Raw genomic sequence first — 12,181 nt, forward strand, 5'->3', positions numbered from 1 at the left:
GCTGTCTCTGATACACTCGGGCAATCGTTTCGCAGTTTTCACCCGCAGACCACGCAGAGCTCGATTTTCGATGACGCAGGCAACCAACCAATCCTGGGGCGGACGTTTCAGCGAACCCACCGACGCATTCGTCGCCGCCTTCACCGCTTCGATCCCGTTCGACAAGCGTCTCTATCATCACGATATTCGCGGCTCGATCGCCCATGCCACCATGCTGGCCCAGGTCGGCGTGCTGACCGACGACGAGCGGGACCTCATCGTCGATGGCCTCAATGCCATCGAGGCGGAGATCGAGCGCGGCGAGGTCGAGTGGTCGATCGCCCTCGAAGACATCCACATGAACATCGAAGCGCGGCTGACCGACAGGATCGGCATCACCGGCAAGAAACTGCATACCGGGCGCTCGCGCAACGACCAGATCGCCACCGATATCCGGCTCTACCTGCGCGACGAGATCGACGCCGTGGCCGCCGAGCTCTCGCGCCTGCGCAGCGGCCTGATCGAGCTGGCCGACCGCGAAGCGGACACCATCATGCCCGGCTTCACCCACCTGCAGACCGCCCAGCCGGTGACCTTCGGCCACCACCTGCTGGCGTGGCAGGAGATGTTGACGCGGGATCACGAGCGCCTGCTCGACTGCCGCAAGCGGGTCAACGTGCTGCCGCTGGGCGCCGCGGCGCTGGCCGGCACCACCTACCCCATCGATCGTCACGTCACCGCCGAGCTGCTGGGCTTCGATCGTCCGTCGGAGAACTCGCTGGATGCGGTCAGCGATCGCGACTTCGCCATCGAATTCACCGCCTTCGCCAGCATCCTGCTGATGCACCTCTCGCGCATGAGCGAAGAGATGGTGCTGTGGGCCAGCGCCCAGTTCGACTTCGTCGACCTGCCCGACCGTTTCTGCACCGGCTCCTCGATCATGCCGCAGAAGAAGAACCCGGACGTGCCGGAACTGGTCCGCGGCAAGACCGGACGGGTCTACGGCCACCTGATGAGCCTGCTGACGCTGATGAAGTCCCAGCCGCTGGCCTACAACAAGGACAACCAGGAGGACAAGGAGCCGCTGTTCGACACCCTCGACACGGTCAAGGGCTGCCTGCGCGCCTTCGCCGACATGGCGCCGGCGCTCAAGGCCAAGCCGGACAACATGCTCGAGGCGGCGCGCCGCGGTTTCTCCACCGCCACCGACCTGGCCGACTACCTGGTCAGGGCCGGTGTCGCGTTTCGTGACGCCCACGAGATCGTCGGCAAGGCGGTCGCCTACGGGATCGAGCAGGGCAAGGACCTCTCCGAGATGTCGCTCGAGGAACTCAAGCGCTTCTCCGAGGTGATCAATGAGGACGTCTTCGAGGTGCTGACGCTGGAAGGCTCGGTCGCCGCCCGCAACCACATCGGCGGGACCGCACCGGATCAGGTCCGCGCCGCCGCAAGCCGCGCACGCGACGCCCTCGCCACCCTCCAGGAGCGCCATCATGTCGCGTAACGCACTCATCATCGCGGTCTTGAGCACGATGCTGCTGGCGCTGGCCGGTTGCGGTCAGAAAGGCCCCCTCTACCTGCCCGGCGATAGCGAGGCCTCGAAGACCTACGATCCCCAGGGGGATTACGAAACGTCGCAGCCGGCCTCGTCGAAACAGACGCCCGGAGAGAGCGACTCCGACGCGCAGCGCCGCCAGGCGCCCCAGGCCAGCCCGGCGCCGGCAGCCACCTCGCCGACCGCCGAGGAGCTACCGTGACGTTCGACGCTTTCCCCGTCCACGACGGCGTGCTCCACGCCGAAGGCATCGCCCTGGATCGGCTGGCCGAACAGTACGGCACGCCCTGCTACGTCTATTCGCGTGCCGCCCTGACTCGACATTTCCGCGCTTACAGCGATGCCCTCGGCGACATGCCGCATCTGGTCTGCTACGCGCTCAAGGCCAACTCCAACCTGGCCGTGCTCGATGTGCTCGCCCGCCTCGGTGCCGGCTTCGACATCGTCTCGGTCGGCGAGCTGGAGCGGGTGCTGGCGGCCGGCGGCGATCCGGCCAAGGTCGTCTTTTCCGGTGTCGCCAAGCAGGCCGACGAGATGGCACGCGCCCTGGAAGTCGGCATCAAGTGCTTCAACGTAGAGTCGCGCCCGGAACTCGAGCGCCTCGACCGCGTCGCCGCCGAGCGCGGCCAGGTGGCGAACATCTCGATCCGGGTCAATCCGGACGTCGACGCCAAGACCCATCCCTATATCTCGACCGGGCTCAAGGCCAACAAGTTCGGCGTGGCCGCGGAAGAGGTGTTCGACCTCTACGCCTGGGCCGCCCAGCGGCCGAACCTCAAGGTCGTGGGACTCGATTGTCATATCGGCTCGCAGTTGACCGAACTCTCGCCGTATCTCGATGCGCTGGATCGCCTGCTCGCGTTGATCGACCGGCTCGCCGGCCACGGTATCGTGATCGAGCACCTGGACATCGGTGGCGGCCTGGGCGTCACCTACCAGGATGAACGTCCGCCGGCGGCTGGCGATTTCGTTCACGCGGTGCGCGAGCGCCTGCGAGGGCGTGAACTGACCCTGCTGCTCGAGCCGGGCCGCTCCATCGCCGCCAACGCCGGCGTGATGCTGACGCGAGTCGAGTACCTCAAGCCCGGCGAGACCAAGAACTTCGCCATCGTCGATGCCGGCATGAACGATCTGATCCGGCCGTCGCTGTACCAGGCCTGGCAACGCATCGAACGCGTCGATGCGCGGCCGTCGCGGCAACCCGCCGTCTACGACGTGGTCGGCCCGATCTGCGAGAGCGGCGACTTTCTCGGCCAGGAGCGCGAACTGGCGATCGCCGAGGGGGATCTGCTCGCGGTGCGTTCGGCCGGTGCCTACGGCTTCGCCATGGCATCCAACTACAACAGCCGCGGCCGCCCCGCCGAAGTCCTCGTCGACGGCGACCGAAGCCATCTGGTACGCCGTCGCGAGAGCCTCGACTCGCTGTGGGCCCTCGAGTCCCGGCTGCCGGGGGAGAGCTGATGCTGCTGAACTTCACCAAGATGCACGGCCTGGGCAACGACTTCATGGTGGTGGACCTGATCACCCAGCGCGCCTACCTGCGGGACGACCAGATCCGCCAGCTGGCCGACCGCCATTTCGGCATCGGTTTCGACCAGTTGCTGCTGGTGGAACCGCCGCGCAAGCCGGACATGGATTTCCGCTACCGGATCTTCAACGCCGACGGCGGCGAGGTGGAGAACTGCGGCAACGGTGCACGCTGCTTCGCCCGCTTCGTCATCGACCAGCGCCTGACCCACAAGCGCGAGTTCCAGGTCGAGACCCTGGGCGGGCCGCTGTCGCTGAAAGTCGATGACGACGGCCGGGTGCGGGTCGACATGGGCACCCCCCGCTTCGCACCGGCGAACGTACCGTTCGTCGCCGATCGCGACGAGGCGTCGCACCATCTCGATATCGACGGCCGGACCGTCACCTTCAGCGTCGCCTCGATGGGCAACCCGCATGCGGTGATCGAGGTCGAGGAGGTCGATAGCGCTCCGGTCGAGACACTCGGCCCGGCGCTGCAGCGCCACCCGAGCTTCCCGCGTCAGGTCAACGTCGGCTTCATGCAGATCGAGTCGCCCCACGCCATCCGCCTGCGCGTCTACGAGCGCGGCGTCGGCGAAACGCTGGCCTGCGGCACCGGGGCCTGTGCGGCGGTGGCCAGCGGCATTCGCCGGGGTGTGCTGCAAAGCCCCGTCGACGTGGAACTTCGCGGTGGTCGCCTGACACTCGAGTGGAAAGGCGGCGAAACGCCTATCGTCATGACCGGCCCCGCCGAACGCGTCTTCGAAGGGCGCATAGCCTTGAACTAGCAGACTCTAATAAAAAGAGACGACGGGCAGGCTGCTGCCTCGTCAGGGATTCATAGGAGAATCAACGCATGTCACGCGCCCAGGTCCCCGAGCCTCGCCAGACACTGGATCCCGATCGGGTCGCCGAATGGCTGGCACAACATACCGACTTTTTCGTCGGCCGAGAGGGACTGCTACAGCAACTCAAGGTACCGCACCCGCATATCCCAGGCGCCGTATCACTACTGGAGCGGCTGGTGCACGACCTGCGCCACCGGGCCGAGGACGCGGAGTGGCGGCTCGAGAACCTGCTCGAATCGGCACGCTATAACGAGGCGCAGTATCGCCGTACCCGCGAGCTGGTACTGGGCCTGATCGAAGCCGAGAACGCCGATGCCCTGGCCGAGGCGCTGTCGACGCAACTGGCCGAGCGTTTCCGTACCCAGGGCATCGGCCTGTGGCTCGAAGCGCCACCGGCCTGTCACGCCTCGCCCCGGGACACCAACGCCTGGCAGCCACCGCGGTTCGAATTGACCGACACTGCGCGTCAGCGTCTGGAACTGCTGCTCAACGAACAGACCAGCCGCTGCACCACGCTCGACCGGGAGGACTGGGAGGCCTTGCTGCCGCACTGCAACGCCCCGCCGGAATCCGGCTCCTGCGCCATCACCCGGCTGACGCAGGGGGAGTCGCTGGGTTTCCTGCTGCTGGCCAGTCACGATGGCGAGCACTTCCGGGCCACCCTGGATACGCTGTTCACGGAGTATCTGGGCGAGGTGGTCAGCCGATTGTTGCGGCGTGCCGAGGTCTCCCGTGCAGGCCGCACTTGACGCCTTCCTGAAGCGGCTGGCGCAGCGCGCCAGTCCGGCGACGGTGGACGCCTATCGCCGCGATATCGACGGCCTGATCGGTTATCTCGAAACACAGGACGTGCACAGCTGGCGCGAGCTCGACGTCACCCTGCTGCGACGCTACCTGGCCCACGAACGCACCCGTGGCATGGCGCCGAGGACCCTGGCGAGGCGCCGCGCCGCGCTGTCCCGTTTCGCCGATGAGCTGGTCAGGCGGGGCGAGCTGGATCACAACCCGGTCCAACTGACCCAGGCGCCCCGTCAGCCGCGCCACCTGCCGAGTCCGGTGGACGTCGATCTGCTCGGCCGGTTTCTGGATACGCCGCATGACGGCGACCCGCTCGAGGTGCGCGACCAGGCCATGCTGGAGCTGTTCTACTCCTGCGGCCTGCGCCTGGCCGAGCTGGCGGCGCTCGACCTCGCCAGCCTCGACCAGCGTCACGTGCGGGTCGTGGGCAAGGGCGGCAAACCGCGCCAGGTACCTTTGGGCCAACGCGCCGGCCAAGCCATCCAGGCTTGGCTCGGGTTTCGCAGCGCACTGGCGGGAGAGGGCGAGACAGCGCTGTTCGTCGCCCAGCACGGCGGCCGCCTGGGCCATCGTTCGATCCAGGCCCGCCTGGCCGACACCGCCCGCAAGCGCGGCCTGCCGGAACACCTCCATCCGCATCGGCTGCGCCACTCGTTCGCCAGCCACCTGCTGGAGTCCAGCCAGGATCTACGGGCAGTCCAGGAACTGCTGGGCCACGCCAATCTCTCGACAACACAGATCTACACCCGCCTGGACTGGCAGCAGCTCGCCGAGGTCTACGACAAGGCCCATCCCCGGGCACGGCGCCGGCCGGCTTCCTCCTCGGACGAGAGTTCAGACAACCGCTAGGAATCACTCGCCATGCCGCTTGACGCCATCACCTTCGACCTCGACGACACGCTGTGGCACAACGGCCCGGTCATGGCCCATGCCGAGCCGACCCATTATCGATGGCTCGCCGAACAGATCGACACCCACCGTGGCCCCACCGCGACGCCGCTGGCCAAAGCCTTCCCGCTGGAAGCCTACCAGTCCCTGCGCGCATCGCTGATGCAGCGCTATCCGCTGAGCAGCGGCGACCACAGCTGGATTCGCGAACGCGCCATGTATGAGCTGCTGATCGAGCACGGCCTGTCGACCGAGGAGGCGCAGCGCTGGGCGAGAGCGGGTTTCGAGCAGTTCATGGCGCTGCGCCATGAGGTCGCGCTCTACCCCGAAGTCGTCCCGATGTTCGACGCCTGGGCGCGGCGCTATCGGCTCGGCATCATCACCAACGGCAACGTCGACGTGCGCCGACTGTCGCTGGATCACCATTTCGACGTGATCATCCTCGCCGGCGAAATGCACGCCTCGAAGCCGGACCCGCGTCCGTTCCTGACCGCCGTCGCCCGGCTCGGCACGCAGCCCTATCGCGCCCTGCACGTCGGCGACAACTGGGAGGAGGACGTGATGGCGGCCCAGCGCCTCGGCATGCATGCGGTGTGGATCGACGCCAAGGACGAGGGCGAACGCGAATTGCCGCCGCGAGTGCATCGCGTGACGCATGTGAGGGAGTTGCCGGAGATCGTGGCGAAACTGGACCAGGCGTCGTTGTAGCGACACGACATGTCACTTGGCGAGAGCGGAGACTTGGAACGTGATCGATTGGAGATCGATTCGAGTCCAAGCAGGTCACGACTGAACGAGCATTCCCCTCCGTTCCGCTCGTTATCGTGAGGGGCAAGCCCCTCACACTCCCCTTTTTGACGCCCAGAACGGCGATATCCTGCCTCTGGGCTCGCTGAGCTCGGGTCGGCGCGAAAGGACATCCTGTCCAACGCGCCTTTAGCGACATCCCTGTCGCAAACCCCGGCTCAGCGAGCCCATCGCCAGCGCCGTCCTGAATAGGCGTCACCGGGGTGGCACATTCAGTGGAAAGTGGATTCAGTAAAGGATTCCAATCAGTGGCCGAACCCGAGGGAGCTTCAACGGGCCAACCACCGATCCATCACGGAATAAGCCTGATCCAGCCCCTGGCGCTTGAGCGCGGAGAACAGCTGCACGCTGACCAGGTCCTCCCATTCGGCCAGGCGCTGCTTGACCTGCTGCAGCGAGGCCTTGGCCGGGCCCTGTTTCAACTTGTCGGCCTTGGTCAGCAGAATGTGGACCGGTAGCTTGCGATCGTCCGCCATTTCGAGCAGCTGAATATCGAACTCGCTGAGCGGATGCCGCACGTCCATCAGCAGAATCAGACCGGCCAGCGAGCGGCGGCGATGCAGATAATCGGCGAGATGGGCCTGCCACTCCTTCTTCATCGCCTCCGGCACCTTGGCGTAGCCGTAACCCGGCAGATCGACCAGCCTGAGCTGCTCGTCGTTCTGCAGGGTGAAGAAGTTGATCAACTGGGTGCGTCCCGGCGTCTTCGAGGTGCGCGCCAGCGCCCGCTGCTGGGTCAGTGCATTGATGGCGCTGGATTTTCCAGCGTTGGAGCGTCCGGCGAAGGCGATCTCGACCCCGCGATCCGACGGGCATTTGGCCAGCGTCGGCGCGCTGATCAGGAAAGTCGCGGTCTGGTAATTGCGGCGCTCGGGCGTGGCGGTCATGGTGGGCTCGATCATCTTGAGACGGTGGCGCCGCGCAGTGTATCACGCGTGCCGGCCATCGGATGAGCGCCAAGGCCGGGCCTCCGGCAACGCGGTCGACGTCCCCGCGCCCGACGACGGGCCTGGGTGCCCTACGCTTTTCCGGCCATTTCTGTCAGGCTAAGGGAAAGCGGTCGGTAGCAGGCTAGCGAGGGAACCTCGCGGCCCCTCGCGGCTCCAATAGCCGTGGCGTACCATCGACCGAGGCGCCGTCGCCTGGCGGTGATTTCCTCGACATCCGTTTCACAACCACTTTATCGACCTTCAGGAGCAGTAACGCATGATCAAGTCTTTCGTGGCGCTATTGGCCGGGCTGACGTTCTCGGGCGCGGTGATGGCGGCGGACATCGTCGAGGGCCAGGACTATCAGGTCGTCGACGAGCCGATGAAAACCGAGGTGCCGGCGGACCAGATCGAAGTCACCGAAGTGTTCTGGTACGGCTGCCCGCACTGCTATGCGCTGGAAAAGCCGCTCAACGAGTGGGTTGCCCAATTGCCTGACGACGTCACCTTCGATCGCATGGCAGCCCCGCTGGGTCGGGTCTGGGAACAGCATGCCATCGCTTTCTATGCAGCCCGGCAGCTGGGCATCGAGCACGAGATGCGCCAGGACTTCATGGACGCCATCCACAAGCAGGGCAAGCGGCTGACCGACAAGGACGACATCGCCGAATTCTTCACCCACTATGGCGTCAGCAAGGATGAAGCCCTCAAGGCGCTCGACTCCTTCGGCGTCAAGAGCGAGATCCAGCAGGCGTCGGCCAAGATGCGTGGCTACCAGCTGATGGGCGTACCGGATTTGATCGTCGATGGCCGCTATGTGGTCACGCCCGACTCCGCCGGCTCACTGGAAAACATGCCGAAGATTGCCAGCGCCCTGATCGAGAAAGTCCGCGAGGAACGCACCGAGAGCGAGTGACGCCATGTCTCTAGCCGTCTCGACACCCGCCAGCGAGATCGCGTCGACGTTGAAACTGCTGACCTGCAACCTGCAGGTCGGCATCCATACCTCGGCCTATCATCACTACTTCACCCGGAGCTGGCAGCACCTGCTGCCCCACCCCAAGCGCAGCTCGCGGCTGGATATCGTCGCCAGCACCCTGTCGGCCTACGATATCGTCGGCCTACAGGAGGTCGATGGGGGCAGTTTTCGATCCAATCATGTCAATCAGGTCGAGTATCTCGCCCATCGCTCAGCGTTCGATTTTCATTTTCAGCAGCTCAACCGCAACCTCGGTCGCGTCGCCCAGCACAGCAACGGGCTGCTATCGCGCCTGACGCCCAACCAGGTGGATGAACACCGCCTGCCCGGCATGCGCGGGCGCGGCGCGATTCACGCCCGCTACGGCGAAGGGCCGGATGCGCTGCACGTCTTCGTCGCACACCTGGCACTCAGCCAGCGCGGGCGCTGGCGTCAGCTCGACTACCTGGGCGAGATCGTCGAGCCGCTGCACCATGTGGTGGTCATGGGCGATCTCAACTGCACGCCGGAACAACTGCTGGCGCACCCCCGGTTCTGCAAGGCCCTGGATCTCAACCCGCTCAAGCCGCAGCTCAGCTACCCGGCCTGGCAGCCCCGCCGCGCGCTGGACCATATCCTGCTCTCCGCGTCGCTGAAGGCCGAGCAGCCGCGCGTGCTGGAGGCGATGTTCTCGGATCATCTCCCCATCGCCGTGGACATCCATCTGCCAGTCAGTTGTCGTCGCAGCATCGGCCTCGCCAGCGATCGTGGCACCGACACCTGACCCGGGATGGCGGGATGGCGGGATGGTGGAATAGCAAGAAAAAAGCGCCCTGTCGCGGGCGCTCTTTCGTGCGGTGATGCAGGACGCTCGACGGCTGGCGGCCGTCACCCCGCGACCCAATTGACCCAATTGATCATCGGGGTCGGGTAGAGTCCCAGCAGGATCACCAGCGTGGCGACGCCCAGCACCACCATGCCGCCGGCGCGCTCGGCCCAGTCGTGGGTCGCGTCGCGGCGCTGCATGCCGGGCTCGTGCAGGAACAGGGTCACCATCACCCGCAGGTAGTAGTAGAGCCCGATGGCACTGCCGACCACCACGCTGCCCACCAGCCACCAGCGGTGCGCCTCGACACCGACGGCGATGATATAGAACTTGCCGATGAAGCCGGCCGTGAACGGGATCCCCGCCAGCGATAGCATCGACACCGTCATCACCGCGGTGAGATAGGGCCGACGCCAGAACAGGCCCCGATAATGGTGCAGCGGGCTCGCATCCGCCGTACCGCCGGTGGCGACGTAGGGGCTGGAGACCAGGGTGACGACGCCGAAGGCGCCGAGCGTGGTGAGGACATAGGTGACCAGGTAGATGCCGACGGTCTCGACCGCCAGGCCCTGGTTGACCACCAGCGCCACCAGCAGATAGCCGAAATGGGCGATCGACGAATAGCCCAGCAGGCGCTTGAGATCGTTCTGGGTCAGCGCCAGCAGGTTACCCACCAGCATGGTGATCACGGCGATGAAGCCGAGCAGGTCGTGCCACCAGTTCTCGTGGAAGGCCAGCGTCGACTGGAACAGCCGCAGCAGCACCAGGAACACCGCCACCTTGCTGGCGGTAGCCAGAAACGTCGTCGCCGGCCCGGGGCCACCCTGATAGACGTCCGGGGTCCACAAGTGAAAGGGCACGATGGAGAGCTTGAACGCCAGCCCCACCAATAGCAGGCCGGCCCCGGCCAGCAGCCAGGGGTCGCTGCCACGAGTCGAGAGCGCCGCCCCCAGCTCGGCGAAGTCCAGCGTGCCGGTCACCGCGTAGAGCAGCGCCATGCCGAACAGCAGGAATGCCGTCGCCGCCGCCGACAGCACCATGTACTTGATGCCGCTCTCCAGCGCGCCGCGGTCCCGGAAGGTATAGGCAAGCATCCCGAACAGCGGCATCGACAATAGCTCGATACCGAAGAACAGTGTCGTCATGTGACGCGCCGAGACCAACACCAGGCCACCCGCGGCGGCGCTCGTCAGCAGCAGGTAGAACTCGTCCCGCGGCCCCTCGTAGCCTTCCAGATAGTGGTGAGCCAGGGTGACGCAGGCCAGCGTCGACATCAGCACCAGCACGCCGCCGAAGCGGGAGAGATCGTCGACCACCAGTACCGAAGTGACGTCCACCGTACCCAGCGTCCAGCCGAACAGCACCGCCAGCAGTGCCGCATTGAGGCCGACGGCGGTGAGAATGGCGCTCAAGGCGTGATTGCGTTTCCAGGCGATCGAGAGCATCACCACGATCACGGTCAGGCAGACCAGAATCAGCGGGGAAATAGCGAGCAGGGTCGTCAGGACACCATGATTGGCGACATCGCTCATTGGGCACCTCCCGTCATCGCCGCGGCTTGCTGAACGCTCTGCTGTACCACCTGCATGGCCCCGGCCGAGGTATCCAGCAGCGGTTGGGGATAGATACCGAAGAACACCACCAGCGCGACGATGCCGAACAGCAGTATCGTCTCGCGCCGGTCGAGGCCGGCCAGCGGCGTCTCCTCCGCCGGCGGCCCGTAGTAGACCCGTTGCATGATGAACAGCGAGTAGACGGCGGCCAGGATCAGACCGGCGCTGGCGATGACCACGATCCAGGGCGCCACACCGAAGGCACCGAACATCACCATGAACTCACCGACGAAATTGGCGGTACCGGGCAGCCCCAGCGAGGCCGCCACGAACACCAGTGCGAAGCCCGGCAGGCCGCGGATACGCCCCCACAGGCCGCCCATCTGGCGCATGTCGCGGGTGTGCAGTCGCTCGTAGAGCTGCCCGGAGAGGATGAACAGCCCGGCGGCGGAGAACGCGTGCGCCACCATCAGCGCCACCACGCCCTGCAGCGCCAGTTCGGTACCGGCATAGATGCCGATCAAGACGAAGCCCATGTGCGAGATACTGGTATAGGCGATCAGCCGTTTCAGGTCCTGCTGGCCGCAGGCCAGGATCGCCCCGTAGAAGATACCGATCAGGCCCAGCGTCATCGCCACCGGCGCGAAGGCCTGGGAGGCTTCCGGAAACAGCGGCAGCGCGAAGCGCAGCATGCCGTAGGCCGCCGTCTTGAGCAGAATGCCGGCGAGGTCGACGCTACCGGCGGTGGGCGCCTGGGCGTGGGCATCCGGCAGCCAGCCGTGCAGCGGCACCACCGGCAACTTGACCGCGAAGGCGACGAAGAAGCCGAGCATCAACCACCAGGCCGTGGTCTCCGACAGCGGCGTGTTCAACAGATCCGCGTAGGCGAAGGTGTATTCGCCAGTCGCCCCGTGATGGGCGAAGACCAGGCCCAGGATCGCGATCAGCATCAAAAGGCCACTGGCCTGGGTGTAGATGAAGAACTTGGTCGCGGCACCGATGCGCGAACTGCCCTGGGAGCCGCTGTGCCCCCACAGCGCGATCAGGAAGTACATCGGCACCAGCATCATTTCCCAGAACAGGAAGAACAGGAACAGGTCGATGGCGAGAAAGACCCCGACCACCCCGCCCAGGATCCACAGCAGGTTGAGATGGAAGAATCCGACCCGACGCACGATCTCCTTCCAGGAACAGACCACCGCCATGGCACCGAGCAGGCCGGTCAACGCGATCATCAGCAGCGACAGGCCGTCGATCGCCAGATGCAGCTGAATGCCGAAGCGCGGGATCCAGTCCGCCTGCCACTCCAGCGTCCAGGCGCTGGCGGCGCCCTCCGCCGGCAGCTGAAAGTCGCTGCTGACCCAGAGCCCCAGCACCATCAGCAATTCCAGCAGCATGGTGCCCAGTGCGATCCAGCGAGGCGCCTGGTCGCCGAAGCGTTCCGCCTGCCAGCACAGCAGGCCGCCAATGAAGGGGATCAGTATCAGCCAGACCAGAGTCATGAATCAGCCATCCGCGATAGAGTGAATTCCGT

12 protein-coding genes are annotated in these 12,181 nt (G+C 65.7%); 9 read left to right on the plus strand and 3 right to left on the minus strand.

Features of this window, described 5'->3' with window-relative positions; genetic code table 11:
* The first annotated feature begins 70 nt into the window (after positions 1-70).
* The 7 genes from argH to Q0602_RS23175 all read left to right on the plus strand — a co-directional run bounded on the left by argH (position 71) and on the right by Q0602_RS23175 (position 6,282).
* On the plus strand, positions 71-1,483 hold the full coding sequence (gene argH / locus Q0602_RS23145; protein ID WP_298848399.1) for an argininosuccinate lyase: 1,413 nt from the start codon (positions 71-73) through the stop codon (positions 1,481-1,483).
* Complete coding sequence (locus Q0602_RS23150) at positions 1,473-1,736, plus strand: lipoprotein (protein WP_298848401.1); 264 nt, start codon at positions 1,473-1,475, stop codon at positions 1,734-1,736. Before argH ends, Q0602_RS23150 begins: the two co-directional genes overlap by 11 nt.
* A complete protein-coding gene (lysA, locus tag Q0602_RS23155; protein WP_298848403.1) occupies positions 1,733-2,995 on the plus strand; it encodes a diaminopimelate decarboxylase in 1,263 nt (420 codons plus the stop codon). The genes Q0602_RS23150 and lysA overlap by 4 nt, the downstream gene beginning before the upstream one ends.
* Positions 2,995-3,828, plus strand: a complete 834-nt coding sequence (gene dapF, locus Q0602_RS23160) for a diaminopimelate epimerase (RefSeq protein ID WP_298848405.1) — start codon at positions 2,995-2,997, stop codon at positions 3,826-3,828. The genes lysA and dapF overlap by 1 nt, the downstream gene beginning before the upstream one ends.
* A 68-nt stretch (positions 3,829-3,896) precedes the next feature.
* Positions 3,897-4,637: a DUF484 family protein gene (locus Q0602_RS23165; RefSeq protein ID WP_295039782.1), complete on the plus strand. Its 741-nt coding sequence runs from the start codon at positions 3,897-3,899 to the stop codon at positions 4,635-4,637.
* Complete coding sequence (locus Q0602_RS23170) at positions 4,621-5,535, plus strand: tyrosine recombinase XerC (protein WP_298848407.1); 915 nt, start codon at positions 4,621-4,623, stop codon at positions 5,533-5,535. The genes Q0602_RS23165 and Q0602_RS23170 overlap by 17 nt, the downstream gene beginning before the upstream one ends.
* Positions 5,536-5,547: 12 nt before the next feature.
* The gene (locus Q0602_RS23175; protein ID WP_298848409.1) at positions 5,548-6,282 is read left to right on the plus strand and encodes an HAD family hydrolase; all 735 of its coding nucleotides are present in this window, start codon (positions 5,548-5,550) and stop codon (positions 6,280-6,282) included.
* Positions 6,283-6,650: 368 nt separating this feature from the next.
* Here Q0602_RS23175 and yihA read toward each other — a convergent pair whose 3' ends face one another.
* The gene (gene yihA / locus Q0602_RS23180) at positions 6,651-7,268 is read right to left on the minus strand and encodes a ribosome biogenesis GTP-binding protein YihA/YsxC (protein ID WP_298848411.1); all 618 of its coding nucleotides are present in this window, start codon (positions 7,266-7,268) and stop codon (positions 6,651-6,653) included.
* 319 nt (positions 7,269-7,587) lie between these two features.
* Here yihA and Q0602_RS23185 point away from each other — a divergent pair, with 319 nt between their 5' ends.
* Entirely contained in the window at positions 7,588-8,226 is a 639-nt protein-coding gene (locus tag Q0602_RS23185; RefSeq protein ID WP_298848414.1) for a thiol:disulfide interchange protein DsbA/DsbL, read from the plus strand.
* 4 nt (positions 8,227-8,230) lie between these two features.
* The gene (locus Q0602_RS23190) at positions 8,231-9,052 is read left to right on the plus strand and encodes an endonuclease/exonuclease/phosphatase family protein (protein WP_149436075.1); all 822 of its coding nucleotides are present in this window, start codon (positions 8,231-8,233) and stop codon (positions 9,050-9,052) included.
* Positions 9,053-9,156: 104 nt separating this feature from the next.
* Here Q0602_RS23190 and nuoN read toward each other — a convergent pair whose 3' ends face one another.
* Positions 9,157-10,626: an NADH-quinone oxidoreductase subunit NuoN gene (gene nuoN / locus Q0602_RS23195; RefSeq protein WP_298848415.1), complete on the minus strand. Its 1,470-nt coding sequence runs from the start codon at positions 10,624-10,626 to the stop codon at positions 9,157-9,159.
* Positions 10,623-12,149, minus strand: coding sequence for an NADH-quinone oxidoreductase subunit M (nuoM, locus tag Q0602_RS23200; protein ID WP_298848417.1), 1,527 nt, complete (start codon positions 12,147-12,149; stop codon positions 10,623-10,625). Before nuoM ends, nuoN begins: the two co-directional genes overlap by 4 nt.
* Between the last annotated feature and the right edge of the window lie 32 nt (positions 12,150-12,181).

Origin of the sequence: uncultured Salinicola sp., assembly GCF_937921195.1 — a bacterium.
GTDB lineage: Bacteria > Pseudomonadota > Gammaproteobacteria > Pseudomonadales > Halomonadaceae > Salinicola.